General features: G+C 66.1%; 27 protein-coding genes. 18 read left to right on the forward strand and 9 right to left on the reverse strand.

From position 1 onward, the window contains the following. Positions 1–100: 100 nt before the first annotated feature. The 8 genes from V6M37_RS00070 (at position 101) to ribD (ending at position 8737) form a co-directional block, all read left to right on the forward strand. Entirely contained in the window at positions 101–1183 is a 1083-nt protein-coding gene (locus tag V6M37_RS00070; protein WP_332669786.1) for a TRAP transporter substrate-binding protein, read from the forward strand. A 334-nt stretch (positions 1184–1517) separates the two neighbouring features. After that, positions 1518–2600 carry a TRAP transporter substrate-binding protein gene (locus V6M37_RS00075; RefSeq protein ID WP_332669788.1) on the forward strand — a complete coding sequence of 361 codons (1083 nt, stop codon included), beginning with the start codon at positions 1518–1520 and terminating at the stop codon, positions 2598–2600. Positions 2601–2738: 138 nt separating this feature from the next. Continuing rightward, entirely contained in the window at positions 2739–3347 is a 609-nt protein-coding gene (locus V6M37_RS00080) for a TRAP transporter small permease subunit (protein WP_332669790.1), read from the forward strand. Beyond that, the gene (locus tag V6M37_RS00085) at positions 3344–5032 is read left to right on the forward strand and encodes a TRAP transporter large permease (RefSeq protein WP_332669792.1); all 1689 of its coding nucleotides are present in this window, start codon (positions 3344–3346) and stop codon (positions 5030–5032) included. The genes V6M37_RS00080 and V6M37_RS00085 overlap by 4 nt, the downstream gene beginning before the upstream one ends. After that, a complete protein-coding gene (locus V6M37_RS00090; protein ID WP_332669793.1) occupies positions 5023–5673 on the forward strand; it encodes a histidine phosphatase family protein in 651 nt (216 codons plus the stop codon). The genes V6M37_RS00085 and V6M37_RS00090 overlap by 10 nt, the downstream gene beginning before the upstream one ends. Before the next feature lie 150 nt (positions 5674–5823). Further along, the gene (gene glyA / locus V6M37_RS00095; RefSeq protein ID WP_332669794.1) at positions 5824–7074 is read left to right on the forward strand and encodes a serine hydroxymethyltransferase; all 1251 of its coding nucleotides are present in this window, start codon (positions 5824–5826) and stop codon (positions 7072–7074) included. A gap of 72 nt (positions 7075–7146) precedes the next feature. Beyond that, a complete protein-coding gene (gene nrdR / locus V6M37_RS00100; protein WP_332669795.1) occupies positions 7147–7662 on the forward strand; it encodes a transcriptional regulator NrdR in 516 nt (171 codons plus the stop codon). Further along, positions 7643–8737 carry a bifunctional diaminohydroxyphosphoribosylaminopyrimidine deaminase/5-amino-6-(5-phosphoribosylamino)uracil reductase RibD gene (gene ribD, locus V6M37_RS00105; RefSeq protein WP_332669796.1) on the forward strand — a complete coding sequence of 365 codons (1095 nt, stop codon included), beginning with the start codon at positions 7643–7645 and terminating at the stop codon, positions 8735–8737. The genes nrdR and ribD overlap by 20 nt, the downstream gene beginning before the upstream one ends. An 18-nt stretch (positions 8738–8755) precedes the next feature. Here the strand turns inward: ribD and V6M37_RS00110 are convergent, their stop codons facing one another. The 5 genes from V6M37_RS00110 to gpmA form a co-directional block, all read right to left on the reverse strand. Next, positions 8756–9511 carry a HesA/MoeB/ThiF family protein gene (locus V6M37_RS00110; protein ID WP_332669798.1) on the reverse strand — a complete coding sequence of 252 codons (756 nt, stop codon included), beginning with the start codon at positions 9509–9511 and terminating at the stop codon, positions 8756–8758. Positions 9512–9581: 70 nt separating this feature from the next. After that, positions 9582–10031, reverse strand: coding sequence for a hypothetical protein (locus tag V6M37_RS00115; protein ID WP_332669800.1), 450 nt, complete (start codon positions 10029–10031; stop codon positions 9582–9584). A 20-nt stretch (positions 10032–10051) separates the two neighbouring features. Further along, entirely contained in the window at positions 10052–11440 is a 1389-nt protein-coding gene (locus tag V6M37_RS00120; RefSeq protein WP_332669802.1) for a S41 family peptidase, read from the reverse strand. Positions 11441–11475: 35 nt separating this feature from the next. Further along, positions 11476–12816 (reverse strand): murein hydrolase activator EnvC family protein, encoded by a 1341-nt coding sequence (locus tag V6M37_RS00125; protein WP_332669804.1) that lies wholly within the window; start codon positions 12814–12816, stop codon positions 11476–11478. Positions 12817–12827: 11 nt separating this feature from the next. Beyond that, positions 12828–13577, reverse strand: a complete 750-nt coding sequence (gene gpmA / locus V6M37_RS00130) for a 2,3-diphosphoglycerate-dependent phosphoglycerate mutase (protein WP_332669806.1) — start codon at positions 13575–13577, stop codon at positions 12828–12830. A gap of 146 nt (positions 13578–13723) precedes the next feature. Between gpmA and V6M37_RS00135 the strand changes: the two genes are divergently transcribed. The 6 genes from V6M37_RS00135 (at position 13724) to V6M37_RS00160 (ending at position 16754) form a co-directional block, all read left to right on the forward strand. Then, complete coding sequence (locus V6M37_RS00135; protein ID WP_332669808.1) at positions 13724–14053, forward strand: ArsR/SmtB family transcription factor; 330 nt, start codon at positions 13724–13726, stop codon at positions 14051–14053. A gap of 29 nt (positions 14054–14082) precedes the next feature. After that, complete coding sequence (locus V6M37_RS00140; protein WP_332669810.1) at positions 14083–14499, forward strand: rhodanese-like domain-containing protein; 417 nt, start codon at positions 14083–14085, stop codon at positions 14497–14499. A gap of 2 nt (positions 14500–14501) precedes the next feature. Beyond that, positions 14502–14762 (forward strand): glutaredoxin 3, encoded by a 261-nt coding sequence (gene grxC, locus V6M37_RS00145; RefSeq protein ID WP_442880957.1) that lies wholly within the window; start codon positions 14502–14504, stop codon positions 14760–14762. A gap of 74 nt (positions 14763–14836) precedes the next feature. Continuing rightward, on the forward strand, positions 14837–15310 hold the full coding sequence (gene secB / locus V6M37_RS00150; RefSeq protein ID WP_332669815.1) for a protein-export chaperone SecB: 474 nt from the start codon (positions 14837–14839) through the stop codon (positions 15308–15310). Further along, a complete protein-coding gene (locus tag V6M37_RS00155) occupies positions 15307–15762 on the forward strand; it encodes an SH3 domain-containing protein (RefSeq protein WP_332669819.1) in 456 nt (151 codons plus the stop codon). Before secB ends, V6M37_RS00155 begins: the two co-directional genes overlap by 4 nt. Next, the gene (locus V6M37_RS00160; RefSeq protein ID WP_332669821.1) at positions 15759–16754 is read left to right on the forward strand and encodes an NAD(P)H-dependent glycerol-3-phosphate dehydrogenase; all 996 of its coding nucleotides are present in this window, start codon (positions 15759–15761) and stop codon (positions 16752–16754) included. Before V6M37_RS00155 ends, V6M37_RS00160 begins: the two co-directional genes overlap by 4 nt. 34 nt (positions 16755–16788) lie before the next feature. Here V6M37_RS00160 and V6M37_RS00165 read toward each other — a convergent pair whose 3' ends face one another. Continuing rightward, positions 16789–17253 (reverse strand): tRNA (cytidine(34)-2'-O)-methyltransferase, encoded by a 465-nt coding sequence (locus tag V6M37_RS00165; RefSeq protein WP_332669823.1) that lies wholly within the window; start codon positions 17251–17253, stop codon positions 16789–16791. 1 nt (position 17254) lies between these two features. Next, entirely contained in the window at positions 17255–17953 is a 699-nt protein-coding gene (locus V6M37_RS00170; RefSeq protein WP_332669825.1) for a ComF family protein, read from the reverse strand. 73 nt (positions 17954–18026) lie between these two features. On the opposite strand from V6M37_RS00170, the gene bioB reads away from it, so the two are divergent. The 3 genes from bioB to V6M37_RS00185 are packed head-to-tail and all read left to right on the forward strand — an operon-like array spanning position 18027 to position 20564. After that, the gene (gene bioB, locus V6M37_RS00175) at positions 18027–19013 is read left to right on the forward strand and encodes a biotin synthase BioB (RefSeq protein ID WP_332669906.1); all 987 of its coding nucleotides are present in this window, start codon (positions 18027–18029) and stop codon (positions 19011–19013) included. A gap of 4 nt (positions 19014–19017) precedes the next feature. Then, positions 19018–19911, forward strand: coding sequence for a methyltransferase domain-containing protein (locus tag V6M37_RS00180; RefSeq protein WP_332669827.1), 894 nt, complete (start codon positions 19018–19020; stop codon positions 19909–19911). Beyond that, positions 19908–20564, forward strand: a complete 657-nt coding sequence (locus V6M37_RS00185; RefSeq protein WP_332669829.1) for a pyrimidine 5'-nucleotidase — start codon at positions 19908–19910, stop codon at positions 20562–20564. The genes V6M37_RS00180 and V6M37_RS00185 overlap by 4 nt, the downstream gene beginning before the upstream one ends. A gap of 24 nt (positions 20565–20588) precedes the next feature. Here V6M37_RS00185 and hemB read toward each other — a convergent pair whose 3' ends face one another. Next, complete coding sequence (gene hemB / locus V6M37_RS00190) at positions 20589–21605, reverse strand: porphobilinogen synthase (protein WP_332669832.1); 1017 nt, start codon at positions 21603–21605, stop codon at positions 20589–20591. 208 nt (positions 21606–21813) lie between these two features. Further along, positions 21814–22464, reverse strand: coding sequence for a ribosome biogenesis GTP-binding protein YihA/YsxC (yihA, locus tag V6M37_RS00195; protein WP_332669834.1), 651 nt, complete (start codon positions 22462–22464; stop codon positions 21814–21816). 120 nt (positions 22465–22584) lie between these two features. Between yihA and V6M37_RS00200 the strand changes: the two genes are divergently transcribed. Beyond that, complete coding sequence (locus V6M37_RS00200; protein WP_332669836.1) at positions 22585–23211, forward strand: c-type cytochrome; 627 nt, start codon at positions 22585–22587, stop codon at positions 23209–23211. Positions 23212–23263 lie beyond the last annotated feature (52 nt).

A 23263-nucleotide genomic window follows, 5' to 3' on the forward strand; every position in this document is an offset into this window, starting at 1 on the left:
TGATTCGCGCCCGTGCCGCTCGCCGCTTCCGGCCGGCACCCATCGGGCATCGGGCCGACACTTGCCCCGCATTTCGGTAAAAAGGACATAAGGAGCCATCTTGGAACGTCGCAAATTCCTGAAGAGCGCTGGCTTGGCCGGCGTGCTCGCCAGCGGCACCGCGCCCGCCATCGTCAGTGCGCAGGAAAACATCCGCTGGCGCCTCGCGTCGAGCTTCCCGAAATCGCTCGACAGCCTCATCGGCGCGGCCGAGACCTTCGCGAAGAACGTCTCGGAATCGACCGGGGGCAAGTTCGCGGTGAGCGTGCACGCAGCGGGCGAGCTGGTGCCGGCCTTCGGCGTCGTCGACGCGCTGCAGCAGGGCACGATCGAGTGCGCGAATACCGCGCCGTATTATTTCTTCGGCAAGGACGAAGCGTTCGCGTTCGACTGCGCGATCCCGTTCGGCATGAATGCGCGCCAGCTCACGGCGTGGATGTACGAAGGCAACGGCAAGAAGCTGATGCGCGAGTTCTACGCGCAATACAACATCGTCAGCCTGCCGATGGGCAACACCGGCGCGCAGATGGGCGGCTGGTTCCGCAAGGAAATCAAGTCCGTCGCCGATTTCAACGGCCTCAAGTTCCGCGTCGGCGGCTTCGGCGGCCGCGTGCTGGCGAAACTCGGCGTCGTATCGCAGAACATCCCGGCCGGCGAGATTTATTCCGCGCTCGAAAAGGGCACGATCGACGCGACCGAATTCGTCGGCCCCTATGACGACCTCAAGCTCGGCCTGCACCGCGTGGCGCCGTATTACTACTACCCCGCCTGGTGGGAAGGCAGCGCGCAGACCACGCTGTACATCAATGCGAAAGCGTTCGACGGGCTGTCGAAAGAGTACAAGGCCATCGTGCGGCAGGCCGCATCCGACTCGCACGTCGTCACGCAGGCTCGCTATGACGCGCACAACCCGGCGGCGCTGAAGAAGCTGATTTCCGAAGGCGCGAAACTCCGACGCCTGCCGAAGGACGTGATGGACGCGGCATTCAAGGCGTCGCGCGAGGTGTACGCCGAGCTGAACGACAAGAACCCGAACTGGAAGAAGATCTACTCGGATTACTCGCGCTTCCTGCAGGAGCAGTACCAGTGGACGGCGCTCGCCGAATCCAGCTACGACCAGTACATGGCGGCGCAGAAACTCTGACAGCGCCGTCGCCCGTGCCCGTCGAAAACCGGGCATACCCGGCGGCTCCCCGGCCGCCGGAATTCACGCTCCCTCCCGGTTAGCCGCTTCCCTCGAGCCAATGGCGGCTACCGCCCTCGACGCCTCGCCCCGCGCGCTGCGGCGCGGTCGCTCGCTCGCGCGCGCCGCCGTGTCTCCACCCCCTTGCCGCTGTCGCCGACGCCGGATGGGCAGCCGATGCGTAAGAGGTCACACGGCGTCATCCGACGTCGTTAGGGTTTTCCGCGGTTTTTCGGCCTACTTACACGCCTGTACTCTCTGCGCCATTCCAACGAGCAAGAAAAGAGGAGAAAACGTGGAGCGTCGTTCCTTCCTGAGAAATGCGGGCATTGCGGGAATCATTGCCGCCGGCTCGGCGCCGGCCGTCGTCAACGCGCAGCAGAATCTCCGCTGGCGGCTTGCATCAAGCTTTCCGAAATCGCTCGACACGCTCTTCGGCGGTGCCGAAGCGTTCGCGAAGAACGTCACCGAGGCGACCGGCGGCAAATTCACGGTCAGCGTCCACGCCGCCGGCGAGCTCGTTCCCGCCTTCGGCGTCGTCGACGCGCTGCAGCAGAACACCATCGAATGCGCGCACACCGCGCCGTACTATTTCTTCGGCAAGGACGAGTCTTTCGCGCTCGACTGCGCGATTCCGTTCGGCATGAACGCGCGGCAGATGGCCGCGTGGATGCACAAAGGCAACGGCCTCAAGCTGCTGCGCGAATTCTATGCGCAGTACAACATCGTGAACTTCGTGATGGGGAACTCGGGCGCCCAGATGGGCGGCTGGTATCGCAAGGAAATCAAGTCGGTTGCCGACGTGAACGGCATGAAGATCCGCATCGGGGGCTTCGCCGGCCGCGTAATCTCGAAGCTCGGCGCGGTGCCGCAGAACATCCCGGCGGGCGAGATCTACCAGGCGCTCGAAAAGGGCACGGTCGACGCCGCCGAATGGATCGGGCCGTACGACGACTTGCGCCTCGGGCTGCACAAGGTCGCGAAAAACTACTATTACCCGGCCTGGTGGGAAGGCAGCACACAGTTCTCGCTGCTGATCAATAGCAAGGCGTACAACGCGCTGTCGAACGAGTACAAGTCCATCGTGCGGCAGGCTGCAGCGGACGCGCACATCGAAGTCCTCGCGCGCTACGACGCCCACAACCCGACTTCGCTCAAGCAGCTGATCGCCGAAGGCGCGAAGCTCCAGCGTCTGCCGAAGGACGTCATGGACGCCGCCTTCAAGGCGTCGCGCGAAGTCTATGCCGAGCTGAACGACAAGAATCCGAACTGGAAGAAGATCTACGCCGACTACTCGCGCTTCCTGGCCGACGCCTACCAGTGGCAGGGCATCGCCGAAGGCAGCTACGACCAGTACATGTCCTTGCAGAAGCTCTGATCCGGACTTCGAACGGCCCGCCCCAGTGGGCCGTTTCCGCTTCCGCGCCCGGGAGCGGAGTTGTAGCATCGGCTCCCGGGCGCGCTCGGTCTTCCGGCCGCGCATAAGCTCCACCCCCACGTTCCAGGCAAACACCCGATGGGAATCCTGCTCAAGCTTTCACAATCCATCGACGCACTGAGCCGATTGATCGGCAAGGTCGTCATCTGGTTCATCCTCGCGACGACGGTCATCAGCGCGGTCAACGCCGTCGCACGCAAGGCGTTCAACATCGGCTCGAACGCCTTCCTCGAGATCCAGTGGTATCTCTTCGCGGCGGTGTTCATGCTCGGCGCGGGCTATGCGTTCCTGCAGAACGCCCACGTGCGCATTGACGTCGTCGCCAACAAGCTGAGCCAGCGCTCGCGCAATTATGTCGACGTCGTCGGCATCATCGTCTTCCTGCTGCCGCTTTGCTACTTCATGATCAGCTTCTCGTGGCCGGTCGTCGAGGCAGCGTATGTCTCCGGCGAAGTGTCGTCGAACGCCGGCGGCCTGATCCGCTGGCCGGTCTATGCGCTCGTTCCGGCCGGCTTCGCGCTGCTCGCGCTGCAGGCGGTGTCCGAACTGATCAAGCGCATCGCCTTCCTCACCGGGCGCGGCCCGGACTGCCTCACCACCGAAACGCACGATGACGCCGAAGAGCACGTCCACGCCGCGATGGGCGACGCCTCCCCGAACAACGCCGCCGGCGAGCCCCAGAAATGATTGAATTCGTCTCCGCCAATCTCGCCCCGATCATGTTCGGGGTGATCATCTTCTTCCTGCTGTCGGGCTTCCCGGTCGCCTTTTCGCTGTCCGCCTGCGGGCTCTTCTTCGGCTTCATCGGCCTCGAGCTCGGCCTGATCCCTTCGGCGCTGTTCCAGGCGCTGCCGCTGCGGGTGTTCGGCATCATGCAGAACGACACGCTGCTCGCGATCCCGTTCTTCACGTTGATGGGGCTCGTCCTCGAACGAAGCGGCATGGCCGAGGACCTGCTCGAAACCGTCGGGCAGGTGTTCGGTCCGGTCCGCGGAGGCCTCGCGCTCGCGGTGATCTTCGTCGGCGCGCTACTGGCCGCGACGACCGGCGTCGTCGCGGCGTCGGTGATCTCGATGGGCCTGATCTCGCTGCCGATCATGCTGCGCTACGGCTACAGTCGCCCGATCGCGGCCGGCGTCATCACCGCCTCGGGCACGCTCGCGCAGGCGATTCCGCCATCGCTGGTGCTGATCGTCATGGCCGACCAACTCGGCCGTAGCGTCGGCGACATGTACAAGGGCGCGATGATCCCGGCGCTCTCGCTCGTCGGCCTGTATGCGCTGTTCGTTATCGGCCTGGCGATCTTCCGGCCGAAGATGGTGCCGGCGCTGCCGCCCGAAGCGCTCGCCTACCGCGAGCCGGACGGCGGTGCGGGCCTGCGCTCGCTCGGCGTCCTGGCGATCCTCGTGATCGCGGCATCGGTCGCGCTCGGGCAGAACTACGGCGCGGTGCTCACCTGGCTCGAAGGTCGGGAAGTCCTGCCCCCGGCGCTCGACGAAACGATCGTCGTCGCCTTGACGTTCGGCACGATCTTCGCGCTCGTCCTCGCGTTGATCAACCGCGGACTCAGGCTCGGCCTGCTGTCGCGCATCGCCGAACGCGTGACCTTCGTGCTGATTCCGCCGCTGATCCTGATCTTCCTCGTGCTCGGCACGATCTTCCTCGGTGTCGCGACGCCGACCGAAGGCGGTGCGATGGGCGCGGTCGGGGCGATGATCATGGCCGTCGCGCGTCGCCGCCTCGACTTCAAGACGCTGGTGCAGGCGCTCGAATCGACCGCTCGGCTGTCGATCTTCGTGATGTTCATCCTCGTCGGCTCGACGATCTTCAGCTTCGTCTTCACCGCGATCGACGGCCAGGTCTGGGTCGAGCACCTGTTCGACCGTCTCCCCGGCGGGCAGCTCGGCTTCCTGCTGTTCGTGAACGTCGTGATCTTCTTCCTCGGCTGCTTCATCGACTTCTTCGAAATCGCGTTCATCCTGCTGCCGCTGCTCGGGCCGGTCGCGGAGAACATGGGGATCGACCTGATCTGGTTCGGCGTCATCATCGCGATAAACCTGCAGACGTCGTTCCTGACGCCGCCGTTCGGCTTCGCGCTGTTCTACCTGCGCAGCGTCGCGCCCAACTCAGCCTACATCGACCGCGTCACGAAAAAGCACATCGAAGGGATGAAGACGGGCGACATCTACCGCGGGTCGGTCGCGTTCGTGCTGATCCAGCTGGTGATGGTCGGCCTCGTGATCGCGTTCCCGGGGCTCGTATCCGGGGGCCTCGACAAGAAGACCGAGGTCGATCTCGACAAGATCCAGATCCAGGCGCCGCCGGGCGGAGCGGGAGGCTGGGGCGAGGAGAGCGGCGGCGCATGGCAATGACGCAGAGCGCCCGGCTCTGCCTCGTCCGGCACGGCGAAACCGCATGGAACGCCGAACGGCGCCTGCAGGGTCACCTGGACGTTCCGCTGAACGAGGCGGGACGCCTTCAGGCCGAGGCTGCGGCCTGCAGTCTTGCCGCGCAGACGTTCGCCGCGGCGTATTCCAGCGACCTGTGCCGCGCGCGGGAGACGGCGATCGCCGCCGCCCGCGCGCTCGCGCTGGACCTGACCATTGAGCCGGAGCTGCGCGAGCGGCACTACGGGGATTTCCAGGGCCTCACCTATGACGAGGCCCGGGAGCGTTTCCCCACCGAGTACGACCGCTTCCACGCCCGGAACGCGGATTTCGCCTTCACGGGCGGCGGAGAGAGTCTGACCGCCTTCGCCGCACGCATTCGACGCGTGCTGTCCCGCATCGCGTCGGCCCACCCGGGCCAGCAAGTCTTGGTCGTCACGCACGGCGGCGTCCTCGACATCGCGCATCGCCTGACGAGCGGACGGTCACTCGAAGCAAAGCGCGATTTCACGATTCCCAACGCGGCACTCAATTGGATCGAGTTCGACGGCGCCGCTTGGCGCCTCGTCGCGTGGGCGGACGAAGCCCATCTGCAAAGCGCACGCGACGAACTGCCGAACGGCTGAGCTCGCGCCGCGTTCGCCCTGAGCGCGAACTCCATTCCCCCGGCGGCCGATCGGCCTTCCGATCGCGCCGCACGCGCGCCCTCCGCTAGCCTGCCGGTCGGCAGCCCTGCTAATATCCGCTTTTAAAACCAATCGCTTCGAGTCCGTCCCATGTTCTCTGCGCAAGACACCCTCGCCAAGATCGATCCCGAACTGTGGGCCGCCATCCAGGCCGAAAACCGTCGCCAGGAAGACCACATCGAACTCATCGCTTCGGAAAACTACGTTTCCCACGCCGTGATGGAAGCGCAGGGCTCGCAACTGACGAACAAGTACGCCGAAGGCTACCCGGGCAAGCGCTACTACGGCGGCTGCGAACATGTCGACGTCGCCGAGCAGATCGCGATCGACCGGCTCAAAAAGCTGTTCGGCGCGGAAGCCGCGAACGTCCAGCCCAATTCCGGCTCGCAGGCGAACCAGGCGGTGCTGATGGCGTTCGCGAAACCCGGCGAGACGATCATGGGGATGAGCCTCGCCGAAGGCGGCCACCTCACGCACGGCATGCCGCTGAACATGTCGGGCAAGTGGTTCAACGTCGTCGCGTACGGCCTCGACGAGAATGAAGAGATCGACTACGAGCAGATGGAGCGGCTCGCACGCGAACACAAGCCACGCATCATCATCGCCGGCGCGTCGGCCTATTCGCTGCGCATCGACTTCGAACGCTTCGCGAAGATCGCGAAGGAAATCGGCGCGATCTTCTGGGTGGACATGGCCCACTACGCCGGCCTGATCGCGGCCGGCTACTACCCGAACCCGGTCCCGCACGCCGACGTCGTGACCTCGACGACGCACAAGACGCTGCGCGGCCCGCGCGGCGGCATCATCCTGATGAAAGCCGAGCACGAGAAGGCGATCAACTCGGCGATTTTCCCGGGCCTGCAGGGCGGTCCGCTGATGCACGTGATCGCGGCGAAGGCGGTCGCGTTCAAGGAAGCGCTGTCGCCGCAGTTCCGCGACTACCAGGAACAGGTGATCGCGAACGCGCGCGTGATGGCGCGGGTGCTCGGCGAGGAGCGCGGCCTGCGCATCGTGTCGGGGCGCACCGAAAGCCACGTGTTTCTCGTCGACCTGCGCTCGAAGAACATCACGGGCAAGGCCGCCGAGGCAGTCCTCGGCGCCGCGCATATCACGGTGAACAAGAATTCGATCCCGAAGGACCCGGAAAAGCCCTTCGTGACCTCCGGCATCCGTATCGGCTCGCCGGCGATGACGACGCGCGGCTTCACCGAAATCGAGGCCGAACAGATCGCTCACCTGATCGCCGACGTGCTCGACGCGCCGCAGGACGAGGCGGTGCTCGAGCAGGTCCGCAGCAAGGTCGCCGAGCTGTGCGCGCGCCACCCGGTATATGGGAAGTAACGCGGGCCCGCTTCCCGTATCGATGGCGCGTTCGGCTACGCTCGCGCCGCCCTGCCCCGTCCGGTCGCTGCGATGAAATGCCCGTTCTGCGGCGACCCGAACACCCAGGTCACCGACACGCGTGAGAATGAAGGCGGCGAAGTCGTTCGCCGCCGCCGTCGCTGCGCGAAGTGCGACAAGCGCTTCACGACGTACGAGCGCATCGACCTGAAGATGCCGGTCATCGTCAAGCGCAACGGTCTTCGCAGCGAGTTCGACCACGAAAAGCTCGCCGGAAGCATGAAGCTCGCGTTGCGCAAGCGGCCGGTCACGCTCGAAGCGCTCGAAGCCGCGGTCGACCGCATCGAGGCGAAGCTGCTCGCGCTCGGTGAACAGGAGGTACCGAGCGAGAAGGTCGGCGAACTCGTGATGCGCGAGCTGAAGAATCTCGACAAGGTCGCGTACATACGCTTCGCATCCGTCTATCGCAACTTCGCCGACGTCGACGAATTCTCCGAGGTTGTTCGCGAAGTCAAGGCGCGCCCGAAGCGCAATCGCGGCGACGAGCCGCCCGAACCAGCCCCCGAAAATGACCTTTTCGGCAACTGACCACGCATCGATGGCACGCGCGCTGCAACTCGCACGCTTCGGCCTCGAGACGACGACGCCGAACCCGCGGGTCGGCAGCGTCATCGTCAGGGACGGCCGAATCGTCGGCGAAGGTTGGCATCGACGCGCGGGCGAACCCCACGCCGAAGTCCTCGCGCTGCGGGCCGCCGGAGAGGCCGCCCGCGGCGCCACTGCGTACGTGACGCTCGAACCCTGCGCGCATCATGGGCGAACGCCGCCCTGCGCGGACGCGCTGATCGCGGCCGGCGTCGCGCGCGTCGTCGCGGCGATGGAAGATCCCAATCCGCTCGTCGGCGGCGCTGGCGCCGCCCGCTTGCGCGTCTCGGGCATCACCGTCGACACCGGCCTGATGGCGGACGAAGCGCGGGAACTGAATATCGGCTTCGTCTCGCGGATGACGCGCGGGCGGCCGTGGCTGCGCCTGAAGGCCGCGACTTCGCTCGACGGCAAGACGGCGCTGAACAACGGTGTCAGCCAGTGGATTACCGGTGACGCCGCGCGCCGCGACGGTCACCGCTGGCGGGCCCGTGCCTGCGCGGTGCTGACCGGCATCGGCACGGTACGCGAAGACGACCCCCAGCTCACGGTTCGCGCAGTGCCGTGCGAGCGCCAGCCGCTGCGCGTGCTCGTCGACGCCCGCCTCGAAGTGTCTTTGTCGGCAAAGCTGCTGCAGGGAGGCAACTGTCTCGTCGTCACCGCCGCGGAGAATCCGGGGAAGACGCTCGAACTCGCCGGCCTCGGCGTCGAGGTCGTCCGCCTGCCGAATTCGCAAGGCAAGGTCGACCTGCTTGGCCTGATGCGGGAGTTCGGCCGACGCGGCATCAACGAGGTGCACGGCGAAGCCGGTCTGAAGCTCAACGGCTCGCTGCTGCGCGCGGGCTGCGTCGACGAACTGCTGCTTTACATCGCGCCCATGATCGTCGGCGACACCGCACAGGGACTCTTCCACCTGCCCGAACTCACCGGACTCGGAACCGCGATGCGTCTCGACGTGCGCGACGTACGGTGCGTGGGCAAGGACCTCCGCGTGCTCGCGCGGCCGACGAAAGCCTGACCCGAGCGGCTCGGCCGGTCAGTCGTCGCGTCCGCCGCACACCTCGCACGCCGGGTCGCGCCCGAGGAGCACGGTCCGCCACTCCATCGCGAGGCCGTCGAGCAGCAGCAGCCGGCCGTCGAGCGACTTGCCGCAGCCGACGAGCAACTTCAGCGCCTCGGCTGCCTGGGTCGCGCCGATGATCCCGGTCAACGGCGCGAACACCCCCATCACCGCGCAGCGCACCTCCTCGACGTCCTGTCCTTCCGGAAACAGGCAGTGGTAGCAGGGGCTGTCGCTGCGGCGCAGGTCGAACACCGAAATCTGCCCGTCGAAGCGGATTGCCGCACCGGAGACGAGAGGTTTGCGGAAACGCACGCACGCCCGATTGATCGCGTGCCGCGTCGCGAAATTATCCGAGCAATCGAGAACGAGGTCTGCGCCCGCGACTTGCTCGTCGAGCGCCGAACCTTGCAGCCGTATCGCGAGCGTCTCGACGCGCGCCTGCGGATTGAGGCGCAGCAGCGTGTCGCGCCCCGAGTGGACCTTCAGGCTTCCCACCGCGTCTGCGCTGTGCAGGATCTGCCGCTGCAGGTTCGTCAGGTCGACGGTGTCGTTGTCGCACAGCACGACGGTGCCGACCCCGGCGGCGGCGAGATACATCGCAGCCGGCGATCCGAGCCCGCCCGCGCCGACGATCAGCACTCTCGCGGAAAGAATCGCCTCCTGCCCCTCGACGCCGATTTCGGGCAGCAGGATGTGGCGGCTGTAGCGCAGGAGTTGATCGTCATCCATCGGCAAGGCTGATTGGGGGAAATTGTCGGACCGGCTGTCCGCGGGCGACGCTGCCGCGAACGAATGGAGGCTACTTGTACTCGCGGAACTCCGCCGGCGTATCGTCGTGGTCGCCATGCGGATGCTGATCGTAGACCGTCACGTACACCTCGTTCGACTTCTTGATCAGCCGCTCCGGCGACACGAGGTTATGACGCTGCGTTTCCTCGCAGAAATAGACGACCGCCCTGACGAACTTCACGTAAATCGTGTCGTCGAGGCGAAAGCCGGCGTCGCGCAGGGCATCCTCGAGCATTTCCAGGGAATGATCGAGCACCGAGTAGGAAACCAGGAGGCTGCGGGGCCGCTCGGCGTACGCGGCCCGCACTCCCTTCACCATTTGAAGCGCCCGCAGCGCCTGCCGCACCTGACCGTCGGGCGCCGCGGCGAACCGGATCTCGCGCCGCTTGTGCAGTCCGGCACCGGCGACCGGATGATCGTGATGCCTGCCGGCCAGCTTGTAAGCAGTCTCCCGCCGCATCACGCCTCCTATTGGCCGAATCATTCCTTTTTATTCTGGACGATCTGCAGGCCCTTGAGAAGGTTGATCGCCTGATTCAGCTGATAGTCGTCCTTGCCCGCGAGTTCGAAGCGGACCGTCGCCGCGCTGTCGTCGTCGTCCGAGGCCGGCTTGGTGCCGCTCTTCGGCTCGACCGCTTTCAGGCGCTCGACGTCCGGGTCGCGATCATTGCCGAGATGGCGTTCGAGGTCCGCTTCGCGCAGCCGCCGCGACGAGCCGTTCGTCGTTTCCTCGACGAGGATGTCGGGTTCGATGCCTTTCGCCTGGATCGAACGCCCGTTCGGCGTGTAGTACCGCGCAGTCGTAAGCTTGATCGCCGTGCTGCTGTTCAACGGCAGGATCGTCTGCACCGAGCCCTTGCCGAAGGTCTGCGTGCCCATGACGACAGCCCGCTTGTGGTCCTGCAGCGCTCCGGCGACGATTTCCGACGCCGAGGCGGAACCGGCATTGACGAGAACGACCATCGGCAGCGACCGTGCGCCGGCCGGCAGCGTCTTCAGGAAGTCGTCGCGATTGCCGCGGAGGTAGTCTTCGGAGACTGCCCGGTACTCGCGCTTCGCGTCCTCGGTCCGTCCATCGGTCGACACGATCAGCGAGTTCGGCGCCAGGAACGCCGACGCGACGCCGACGGCCCCGTGCAGGAGACCGCCCGGGTCGTTGCGCAGGTCGAGGACGAGTCCCTTCAGCTCGCCCTCCTTGGCCAGCTTGCCGAGGTGCTCCACGACCGACTGCGCCGTGTTCTCCTGGAATTGCGCAACGCGCAGGTAGCCGTACCCGGGCTCGACGACCTTCGACTTCACGCTCTGCACCTTGATGACTTCGCGCGTGAGGGTCAGCACCAGCGGGCGATCTTCGCCCTTGCGGACGATCGTCAGCGTGATGTCGGTCTTCGGCTTGCCGCGCATCCGCTTGACGGCGTCATTGAGGCTCATGCCCTTCACCGGCGTTTCGTCGAGCTTGACGATCAGGTCGCCCGCCTTCACGCCGGAGCGGAACGCAGGCGTATCCTCGATCGGCGAAATCACTTTGACGAACCCGTCCTCCATGCCGACCTCGATGCCCAGGCCGCCGAATTCGCCGTGCGTGCCGACCTGCAACTCCTTGAACGCCTCCGCATCGAGATACGACGAATGCGGGTCCAGCCCGTTCAGCATCCCGCCGATCGCGTGGTTGATCAGCGTCTTGTCTTCGACCGGCTCGACGTAGCCCTGCTTGATCGCGTTGAAGACATCGGCGAACGCGCGCAACTCCTCGACGGGCAAAGGCGCCGGCGCGACCTTGTCCGCGCTGGCCGAAAAATTGAGGCTGATCAGGACTCCGGCAAAGACGCCGGTCATGACCAGACCCACCTTCTGAAACTTGTTACGCATGACGACTCCGTCGAGGGAAAATCACCGGGGAAGGCCTAGTCGAGCCTGACCCACTGGAGGGGATCGAGCGGCTGGCCGCGGTGACGAATTTCAAAGTATAAACCCGATTCCAGACCGCCTCCGCTCGCCCCGACACTGGCGATCGCATCCCCGCCGGTGATGTCGTCGCCCAACTCCTTGAGCAGCGCATCGTTGTTGCCATAGATCGACAGATAGTCGTTGCCGTGGTCGACGATGATCAGGTTGCCGTAGCCTCTGAGCCAGTCCGAAAACACGACTTCTCCCCCTGCCACCGCCCGCACGGGCTCGCCTCCCGCGGCGCGGATGAAAACCCCCCGCCACGTCGTTCCACCTTCCGCCCTTGGAGCGCCAAAGCGTCCGAGCAGTTCTCCGCGAACCGGAAAACGCATCTTTCCCCGCAACTGGGCAAAGCTGACGCCGGTCGGCGTCGGACCGGAAGCCTCGCGGACCTCGCCGACCACTTCGGACCGCGCGCGCGTCTTCCCTCCACTGCCTTGCGAGCGCCCCTGCGTTGCTGCCCTTGCCTGCGCGGCCCTCGCTTCGGCCGCCCGCGCTTCCGCCGCCCTCGCCTCGGCCGCCTTTGCCGCCGCGACCCGCGCAGCCTCCCGCTCGGCTGCCCGCTTCGCGAGAATCGCGACCAGCCGCCCGAGTCGTGACTGATCCTGGCGCAGGATTTCCTCTTCCTTGCGCTGGCTGCGCAACTGGTCGGACAGGCCCGCGAGCGCCTGCTTGCGTTTCGCCTGCACGGCTTCGAGCGCGGCGTGCTGGGCCGAGCGCTCGCTTTCGAGCGCCGCGACGCGGTCGCGCCGAGCCGCAATCGTTTCGCCCAGTCGCGCTTTGTGCCGCAGGTCGCCGCGCAAGGTTTCGATCAGCTCGATTCGCGCCTTGCCTAGGTGCTCGAGATAGCGGGCGTCGCGTGCGAGCTGGTTCGGGTCGCGCGTCGACAAGAAGGGCGCGACTCCACCGCCCGCGCCGTGCACGTAATGCCGCCTCAGCCACTCCGCGAGTTCGCTCTGCCGCCCGGCAATGTGCTCCTCGACTTCGCGCCGCTCCGCTTCGAGCACCGCGAGCGACTTCCCCGCCGCCTCGCGCTCGTCGGCGAGCCGGCGCAGCTCGCGCTGGGCACGAGACACGGCGCGCTCCACCTCCGCGAGTTCGTCCGCCGCGCCCGAACGCGACTCCTCCGTGCCCGCGATTTCCTTTTGCAGCTCACGGATACGCCGCTTGACGTCCTCAAGATCCGACCGCTTCTGCGCCACCTCGCCGGGCTCGTTCGCCGGGGCGGGAGCGGCGAACGCCAGCATCCCGGCCGCGACCAGGGCTCCCAGGAACGCGCGCCCTCCCCCAAGAGGCATCGCTGAAACTCTCAGGCCTTCGCCTTGCCTTGTCCGGCTACCGCAGCTTCGGCCGCACGGATGGTTTCCTCGTCGGCAAGGTAGTAGCTCTTGATCGGACGCAGATTCGCATCGAGTTCATACACGAGCGGCTGCGCGGTCGGAATGTTCAGCCCGACGATCTCGCTGTCGGAGATGTTGTCGAGATACTTGATCAGCGCGCGCAGGCTGTTGCCGTGCGCCGCGATCAGGATGCGGCGGCCGGCCAGGATGTTCGGGACGATGACGGTTTCCCAGTAAGGCACGAATCGCGCGACGGTATCCTTCAGGCACTCGGTGCGCGGAAACTGCGCGCGCGGCAGCGCCGCGTAGCGCGGATCCGCGCTGGTGAGCCGTTCGTCGCCTTCGGGCAGCGGCGGCGGCGGCGTGTCGTACGAGCGACGCCAGACCAAAACCTGCTCGTCACCGAATTTCGCGGCGGTTTCCGCCTTGTTCAGGCCCTGCAGGTCGCCGTAGTGGCGCTCGTTCAGCCGCCACGAATGCTCGACCGGCAGCCATAGCGCGTCGAGTTCCTCGAGCACGATGTTGAGCGTCTTGTTCGCGCGCTTGAGCACCGAGGTGTACGCGAGATCGAACGCGAACCCTTCGCGCTTCAGCAGCTGACCGGCAGCGAGAGCCTCGTCGACGCCCTTCTCGGTCAGATCGACATCGGTCCAGCCCGTGAAACGGTTTTCCTTGTTCCAGGTGGACTCGCCATGGCGAAGCAAAACGATTTTGTACATGAGCACTCGGAAAAAAAGATTGAGGAAGATGGAAACGGCGACGTGCAATGCGAACCGCCGCGGAAATCCGAACACGAGGCGCGGCGAATCGCGCGTAACCGGCGCAGTATTTTATACTAGTCGTCCCGCCCGCACTCCCGCCTCCCGTGGACCACAACGCCATAATCGACCTGATCGACAAGCACGAGCACATCGAGACCGCCGCACGTGCGCTCAAGGCAATCGCCCACCCGCTGAGGCTGAAGATCCTGTGCGTGCTCGGCGGGAGCGAGATCTGCGTGCAGGAAATCGTCGAGGCGGTCGGCACGTCGCAAAGCAACATCTCCCAGCACCTCGCCATCCTTCGGGACAAGGGCGTGCTGCAGACCCGCAAGGACGCGAACCGCGTCTATTACCGCGTCGGCGACCAGCGGACTCTGCAGCTGATCGTGCTGATGCGCGAACTCTTCTGCGGCGTTTCCCCCGCCAAGACCTGAATCAAGAACCAACAACGGAGCAGGATTTCGTGGAATTTCTCCAGCAAAACTGGTATTGGGCGGCGCTCGCCGCAGCAAGCGGCGCCTGGCTGCTGTTCGACCTCGTCCGCGCACAGGGCGACAAGACGCTCGTGTCGCCGGTCGAGGCGACGCTCCTGATCAATCGGGAAGACGCGACCGTCATCGACATACGCGATCAGGCCGAATTTGCGAGCGGTCACATCCCGAACGCGCGCCACATCCCGGTCAGCGAATTCGAGCGCCGCAAGGCCGAGCTCGAAAAGCTCAAGTCGCGTCCGCTGATCGTCTATTGCGCGACGGGAGCCCGCTCGGCGGCCGCGATCGGGACGCTTCGGAAAGCCGGCTTCGAGAAACTCTTCAATCTGCGGGGCGGTCTCCACGAGTGGGAGAAAGCCGGACAGCCGATCAGCCGAAAGAGGAAATGAACATGCCGAACATCAGGATGTATGCCACCGCGGTCTGTCCTTACTGCGTGCGCGCCGAGCAGTTGCTCAAGCGCAAGGGCGTCGCCGACATCGAGAAGATCCGCGTAGACCAGGATCCCGCCCGGCGCGACGAAATGACGCAGCTGACGGGGCGCAGGACGGTTCCACAGATATTCATCGGCGATTACCATGTCGGCGGCTGCGACGATCTGTTCGCGCTCGACCACGCCGGCAAACTCGACAACCTGCTCGCGGCCTCCTGACACACGGCCTCCTGACACACCCTTCGCCGCCCGCACCCGGGCCCCTAATCGATCCGCAAAACTTCAGGCCAAACATGACCGCAAACGCCCAAGCCGAACAGCCCGTCTTCTCGATCGAAAAGCTCTATGTCAAGGACCTCTCGCTCGAAGTCCCGCACGCGCCGCGCATTTTCCTCGATCGCGAAAATCCGCAGGTCAACGTCCAACTGCGGACCGAGGGAAGCAAGATCGACGAAGGCGTCTTCGAAGTCACGCTGACAGTCACCGTTTCGGCGAAGCTGCCCGATGACCGCAACGTCTTCCTCGTCGAAGCCGCCCAAGCCGGCATCTTCCAGATCCGCAACGTGCCGGAAGACGATCTCGAACCGGTCATGATGATCGGATGCCCGAACATCCTGTTCCCGTATGCGCGCGAAACGATCTCCGACGCGATCACCCGCGCCGGATTTCAGCCGGTGATCCTCGCTCCGGTGAACTTCGAATCGCTGTATCAAGCCCAGCAACAACAGGCGGCGTCGGCAAAGACCGGCGAGCTTCCGATCCAGTGAGCCGCGCGCTCGCGATCTCCCGAGTCCTCGGTCTCGTCGCGGTGCTCGTCAGTTCGACGAGCCTCGCGCAGGCGATCGAGTACCGTTCGGTGGGGCAGCCGTCGATCATGTACGACGCGCCTTCGGAGAAGGGCAAGCGTCTGTTCATCGTCGCCGCCGGCACGCCGCTCGAAGTTGTCGTCACGCTCGACAAGTGGGTGAAGGTGCGTGACGCGGCCGGCGCGCTGACCTGGGTCGAACGGCGGGCGCTGTCCGACAAACGCACTGTGCAGGTGACGGCCGCGCGCGCTTCGGTCCGGCAGAATCCCGCCGAAGACGCGCCCGTCGCATTCGAAACCGTCAAGGATGTCGTCCTCGAGTTCGTCTCGCAGCCGGGCAACGGCTGGATCCAGGTCCGGCACAAGGACGGCGCTTCGGGCTACCTGCGCGTAACCGAGGCGTGGGGCGTTTGAGCCCGGTGCGCATCGCCGTTTTCGGCGCCGGAGCGTGGGGCACGGCGCTCGCGCTCGCATTCTGCGCGAAACATCGTGTCGTCCTGTGGGGACGGGATCCCGAGCACATGCGTACGCTTGCCGAGAGTCGCAGCAACGCGCGCTACCTCCCCGGCGTCCCGCTGCCCGGCGAACTCGAACTGACCGCCGATTTCGGCGCGGCGGCCCGTGAAGCCGACCTCCACCTCGTCGTCACGCCGCTCGCGGGCCTGCGCGCCGCGGTCAACGACCTTCATCGTTTCCAGCCGGGCACGCCGCTGATCTGGGCGTGCAAGGGGCTCGAAGCCGGGACCGGGAAGCTGCCGCACGAAATCGTCGCCGACGCCCTCGGACCGGACGCCGCATGCGGGGTACTGACCGGTCCAAGCTTCGCCGCCGAAGTCGCACGCGCGATGCCGACCGCGGTGACGCTCGCGGCTACCGACCCCGCGTTCGCGAAACACTGGGGGCAGACGCTTCACCAGCCGCGGTTTCGCATCTACGCGAACTCCGACCTTCCCGGGGCCGAAATCGGCGCCGCGGTAAAGAACGTGCTTGCGATCGCGGCCGGCGTGTCCGACGGCATGGGCTTCGGCCTGAATGCCCGCGCCGCGCTGATCACCCGCGGGCTGGCGGAAATCGCGAGGCTCGCCGAAGCGCTCGGCGGACGTGCCGAGACCTTGATGGGCCTCGCCGGCATGGGCGACCTGATCCTGACGTGCACCGGCGACTTGTCGCGCAACCGGCGCGTCGGCCTCGCGCTCGCGCAGGGCAAGACGCTGAACGAGATCCTCGGCGAACTCGGCCATGTCGCCGAAGGCGTCCCGACCGCGCGCGAGGTCGTGAAGCTCGCTGCGCGCCACGACGTCCGCATGCCGCTGTGCGAGGCGGTCGACGCGCTGCTGCACAGCCCGCGCCTCGGACCGCGCGAAGTCGTCGAGCAGCTCCTGTCGCGCGAGCCGAAGCACGAGTAAGTCCGCCGCCGACCGCGGGGGCGGCGGCGCGATCCTATCGGCCGCCCACGAACCCCATCTGCCGCCAGGCCTCGAAAACGACGACCGCGACCGCGTTCGACAGGTTCACGCTGCGATTCGATGGAAACATCGGAATCCGCAGCCGCTGCGTGTCCGGCACGGCTGCCAGAATCTCCGGTGGCAGCCCACTCGTTTCGCGCCCGAACAGCAGCACGTCGTCGGGCCGATAATCGGCGCGGTCGTAGCGTGTCTGCCCTCCGGTGCTCAGCGCGAAGATGCGACGCCCGCCGAGTGTATCGAGACAGGCGTTCCAGTCGTCGTGGATCGTCACGGTCGTTAGATCGTGATAGTCGAGCCCGGCGCGCGCGAGTTGGCGATCGGAAAGATCGAAGCCGAGCGGCCGCACGAGGTGCAGCCGCGCGCCGGTGTTCGCGGCGAGCCGGATCGTGTTGCCGGTGTTCGGCGGGATTTCGGGCTGGAACAGGACGATGTCGAGCATGTCAGGCAGGTGAAGGCGTTCGGGCGACGACGAGGTTTTCGACCCGTGCGGCGCCGTGGCGTTTGAGCGTCCGGGCGAGTTCGTCGAGCGTCGCCCCGGTCGTCATGACGTCGTCGACGACGATCACGGTCTTGCCGGTGAACACCGCATCGCATCGGAAGGCGCCGCGCATATTGACGCGCCGCGCCTTCCACGGCAAGGAGGCCTGCGGCGCGGTGTTCAGCACGCGCCCCACGGCGCCGAGTTCGAGCGGCAGGCCGGTGGCGCGCGCAAGCGGGCGCGCGACTTCGACCGCCTGGTTGAAACCGCGCTCGCGCAGGCGGCGAACATGCAGCGGCATCGGCAGCAGCACGGCTTTCTCCGACGGAACGAACGGAAGCAGCCCATCGGCGAGGAAGCCGGCGAGTGCGAGCCGGTGCCGATACTTGAGCGCCTGCACGATGCGGTCGAGTGGAAACGCGTACGCGAACGCCGCGTGCGTAGCGTCGAAAGCGGGCGGGTCCCGCAGGCAACGGCCACAGGTCACCCCCTCCGTCGTCGGCACCGCGCACACCGGGCAGCCTGCCGGCTGGCGCGGCAGCATCGCCCGGCACGCGACGCAAAGCGGATCGGGGCCGCACTCGTCACCGCACACGAAGCAGTCTTGCGGCAGCAGAAAATTGGCGACTGCGGGCAGGCCGCGGCGCAGGACAGCGAGCACGTTTGACAAGGTTTCGGGCTATCGACGAATATGCGGTAATTTTGAATTACACTGCGGAATCGCTTTCATGACAATGACTTCTGAGTGCAGGACCACCGAGAGCCCGGACGCGGCGGTCGTCACGCCGCCGAGAAAATGGACCGTCGCCGAAGCGGTCGCGCTGTTCGAGCAGCCTTTCATGGACCTGCTGTTCCGCGCGCAGCAGGTCCACCGCGAGCATTTCGACGCCAACGCGGTACAGCGTTCGACTCTGCTTTCGATCAAGACCGGTGGCTGCTCGGAGGACTGTGGCTACTGCTCGCAATCGGCCCGGCACCACACCGGGCTCGACCGCGAACAGTTGATGCGCGTCGCCGAGGTCGTCGAGCATGCGAAGGCGGCGAAGGCGAAGGGCGCCTCGCGCTTCTGCATGGGCGCGGCATGGCGCGGTCCCAAGGACAAGGACATGGACACCGTGCTCGCGATGGTGCGGGAGGTCAAGGCGCTCGGCCTCGAAACCTGCGTGACGCTCGGCATGCTGAAAGGCGACCAGGCGCTGCAACTGAAGGAAGCTGGGCTCGACTATTACAACCACAACCTCGACACCGCGCCGGAGTTCTACGGCCGGATCATCACGACGCACACGCTCGCCGACCGCCTCGACACGCTCGAACAGGTCCGCGGAGCCGGCATCAACGTCTGCTCCGGGGGCATCGTCGGCATGGGTGAAGGCCGTGCGGGCCGTGCGGGCCTGCTCGCGCAACTGGCGAACATGGCACCCCCGCCCGAATCGGTGCCGATCAACAATCTCGTCGCGGTGCCCGGCACGCCGCTCGAAGGCGTCGAGAAAATCGACCCGTTCGAATTCGTGCGGACGATCGCAGCGGCCCGCATCATGATGCCGGCAAGCTACGTGCGCCTGTCGGCCGGCCGCCAGCAGATGAACGACGAGCTGCAGGCCCTGTGCTTCATGGCCGGCGCGAATTCGATCTTCTACGGCGACCGTCTGCTGACGACCGACAACCCGGACGCCGACCGCGACGAGGCGCTGTTCGAACGCCTCGGGCTGCGCGCGATTTGAGCGGATGGCGACGGGGAAGGACTTCGCGCTCGATCGCGACCTGCTGATCCGGCGTTTCGGCCGCGCCGCCGCAACGTACGACGAAGTCTCGGTACTCGCGCGCGAAGTCGCGCGCCGGATGGACGAGCGGCTCGATTACATCCGGATCGCGCCGAAGCGCATCCTCGATCTCGGCTGCGGCACGGGCGCGGACTTCGACGTGCTCGCCAAGCGGTTCCCGTCCGCGACGCGGGTCGGCGTCGACTTCGCGCTGCCGATGCTCGAACGCGCGCGCGGGGACCGCGGGCTGTTCGGCCGGCTGCGCGCCCTCGGCCGCCCTGCCACGCCATCGCTCGTCTGCGCCGACGCCGGCGCGCTGCCGCTCGCCCGGGCCAGCATGTCGCTCGTGTGGTCGAACCTGATGCTGAACTGGCTCGCCGACCCCCTGCCGGCCTTGCGTGAAATGCACCGTGTGCTCGAAGTCGACGGCATGCTGATGTTCTCGTCGCTCGGCCCCGACACGCTCGCGGAACTGCGCGTCGCGCTGCCCCAAGCGTACGGCGAGCGGGTGCACCGCTTCATCGATATGCACGACCTCGGTGACGCGCTGGTCGCGGCCGGATTCTCCGACCCCGTGATGGACATGGAAGTCCTGACGCTTACGTACAGCGACCTCGACGAATTGCTGCGCGACTTGCGGCTCTCCGGCAGCGCCAACGCAAGCACGGCACGGCCCCGCGGGCTCACAGGTAAATCCGGCTGGGCCGCGGCACGGAGCGCGCTCGACGCGCTGCGCCGGGAGGGCCGGCTGCCCGCCACCTTCGAAATCGTCCAGGGTCACGCGTGGAAGGCGCAGCCGAAGGTCACCGACGACGGACGCGCGGTGATGCGCTTCCAGCCGCGCAAATCCGCAGCATGAGCCCGGGGCTCGCGCCACCGGTGTGGCTGTTCGACCTCGACAACACGCTCCACGACGCCAGCGCGCACATCTTCCCGCACATCAACCGCAGCATGACCGCGTACGTCGCGCAGCAGCTGTCGCTGAGTCAGGAAGAAGCGAACGCGCTGCGCGTGCAGTATTGGCACCGCTACGGCGCGACGCTGCTCGGACTGGTCCGCCATCACGGCACGAACCCGCATCACTTTCTCAAAGCGACGCACCGCTTCGAGAAACTACGCAAGCTGATGGTGTTCGACCGCGCGCTGCGCGCGATGCTGCGCCGGCTGCCGGGCAGAAAGATCGTGTTCTCGAACGGGCCGCAGCGTTACGCCGAAGCGGTCGTAAGCGTAATGGGCATCCGGCGTCATTTCAACGATGTTTTCGGCATCGAGCAGATGCGCTTTCATCCGAAGCCCGGCGTCGCGGCCTTCCGCCACCTGCTGCACGACCATCGGCTGAACCCGGGCCGCTGCGTACTAGTCGAGGACACGGCCGAAAACCTGCGCACCGCGAAACGGCTCGGGATGAAGACGGTGCTGGTCGGCCGCGGGCTGCGGCAGCCGGCGTATGTCGACCTGAAGATCGCTTCGATTCTGGATCTGCATCGCGCCGCGCGGCCCTGGCTGGCCTGAAGGCGGCGGAGCGCAGCGCGAAGCTCAGCCGGCCGCCTTCAGCCAACGCGCGGCGTCGAGCGCGAAATAGGTCAGGATGCCGTCGGCGCCGGCGCGCTTGAACGCGAGCAGCGCTTCCATCACGCACGCTTCCTCCGCGAGCCAGCCGTTGGCGATCGCGGCCTTCAGCATCGCGTATTCGCCGCTGACCTGATACACGTAGGTCGGCACCTGGAGTTCCGTTTTCACGCGACGCACGATGTCGAGGTAAGGCATGCCCGGCTTGACCATGAACATGTCGGCGCCTTCGGCGATGTCGAGCGCGACTTCGCGGATCGCCTCGTCTGAATTCGCCGGGTCCATCTGGTACGTGTACTTGTTGCCCTTGCCGAGATTCCCGGCCGAGCCGACCGCGTCGCGAAACGGGCCGTAGAAGCTCGACGCGTACTTCGCGGCATACGCGAGAATCCGCGTGTGGATACGGCGATCGCCGTCCAGTTCAGCGCGGATGCGCCCGACGCGCCCGTCCATCATGTCCGACGGCGCGACGACGTCGGCCCCGGCCTGGGCATGGCACAGTGCCTGTTTCGCGAGCGCCTCGAGCGTTTCGTCGTTGAGCACATAGCCGCGCGGATCGTCCGGATCGATCAGCCCGTCCTGGCCGTGGCTGGTGTACGGGTCGAGCGCGACGTCGGTGATCACGCCGAGTTCCGGGAAGCGCGCCTTCAACGCCTGCACGACGCGCGGCACGAGTCCGTCGGGATTCCAGGCCTCTTCCGCGCCGGGAGTCTTGCCTTTCGCATCGATGACCGGGAACAGCGCCAGCGCCGGCACGCCGAGCGCGACCGCCTCCTCGGCAACGTGCAGCAGCTTGTCGAGCGACACCCGGTTCACGCCGGGCATCGACGGCACGGCCTCGGTCACGCCGTTGCCTTCGAGGACGAACACGGGGTAGATCAGGTCATCGGTCGAGAGGCGTGATTCGCGCATCAGGCGGCGCGAAAAATCGTCGCGGCGCATCCGCCGCATGCGGGTCGCGGGAAATATTCCGTTAGGGCGCATCGTCGATCCAGGGAATTGAGGGGGGATACACTCGGTAACGCGGTGAAGTGGAACTTCGCCGGAAAGAGGCTCATCTTACTCTTCAGATGGCGACGAGCCATCTCCCGCTTCACCTCCCTGAGCGGGTGCCTTAATCCAGTTAAGGCGTTTGACCCCGGGCTTTATCCCCTTTAGCCCGGGGTTTTTTATTTTCTGCGGCGCCTTGTGCTCACTTTCCCGCCGCGCGCAGTTCCGCGGCCGTCGGAATCGCCGGAAGATCCTCGGTCGGAAGGCTCAGCCACTCGGCGACTTTATGCTCGACCTCCTCCATGCCGATTTTCTTCAGGCTCGAGAAGAGCTGCACGCTGATCTGCGGCCCGAGCGCCGCAAGCTCGCGGCGCACGCTCGCGAGCGTCGCCGCGGCCTCGTTGCGCGACAGCTTGTCGGACTTCGTCAGCAGCACGTGGATCGGCCGCCCTCCGGGGACGAACCAGTCGATCATCTGCCGGTCGAGCGGCGTCAGCGGATGGCGCGAGTCCATGATAAGCACGAGGCCGACGAGGTTCTCGCGCCTCCGGAGATAGTCCTCGAGCAGCCCCTGCCACTGTCGCCGCACGGCTTCCGGCACCTTCGCGAACCCGTAGCCCGGAAGGTCGACGAGCACGGCGCCGCAATTGAGCCGGAAGAAATTGATCAGCTGCGTGCGCCCCGGCGTTTTCGACACATAGGCGAGGCGAGTATGCCCGGCAAGCGTGTTGATCGCGCTCGACTTGCCCGCGTTCGAGCGCCCGGCGAACGCGATCTCCGCTCCGTCCGGCGGCGGCAGCCCGGCTGTTTTCGAGACGGAAATTTCGAATCGTGCGTTGCGGAAGATTGGCATCGGAAATCGGAGAAAGCGGAGGCGGGATTGCGCACTTGCCCACCTTGCATCGCGCAAAACGGGGTACTTGATATAGAATAGCGCGTTTGTGACACCCGCTCACGGCTTTCTGAGGACATCATGATCAAGCGTTCCCTGCTGCTCTCGCTGCTGCTGGTTGCAGGCGGCCTCCACGCCCAGGACCAGGCTCCCGATCTCGCCAAGGCGAAACAGACCGCCGAGACGATTTGCGCCGGCTGTCATGGCGCGGATGGCAACAGCGTCGTTCCGGTGAATCCGAAGATCGCCGATCAGCACGAGGAATACCTTTACAAGCAGCTGAGGGAGTTCAAGTCGTGGGACGGCAAGCCCGCCGTACGCGAAAACCCGGTGATGGGCGCGATGGTCGCCGGACTCGAGGATGCCGACATGAAGGCGCTCGCGGTCCATTTCTCGTCGCAGCAGCTTCAGCCCGCGGCCGCCACGAACGCCGAAACCGCGAAGCGCGGCCAGGACATCTGGCGCGCCGGCATCGCGTCGAAGGGCGTTCCGGCATGTGCTGGCTGTCACGGCCCCGCCGGCGCCGGTCTGCCCGCCCAATACCCGCGCATCTCGGGCCAGTTCGCCGAATACACCGAAGCGCAGCTAAAGGCGTTCCGCGACGGGGTCCGCAAGAACGACCCCAACCTGATGATGCAGACGATCGCACTGAAAATGACCGACGCGGAGATCAAGGCGGTCTCGGACTACGCAGCCGGCCTGCGCTGAAATTCGCACCGCATCGCGGATGAAAAAAGGGGCGGCCGGACCGCCCTTTTTT

It is taken from the genome of Aromatoleum sp. (assembly GCF_036675785.1).
GTDB lineage: Bacteria > Pseudomonadota > Gammaproteobacteria > Burkholderiales > Rhodocyclaceae > Aromatoleum.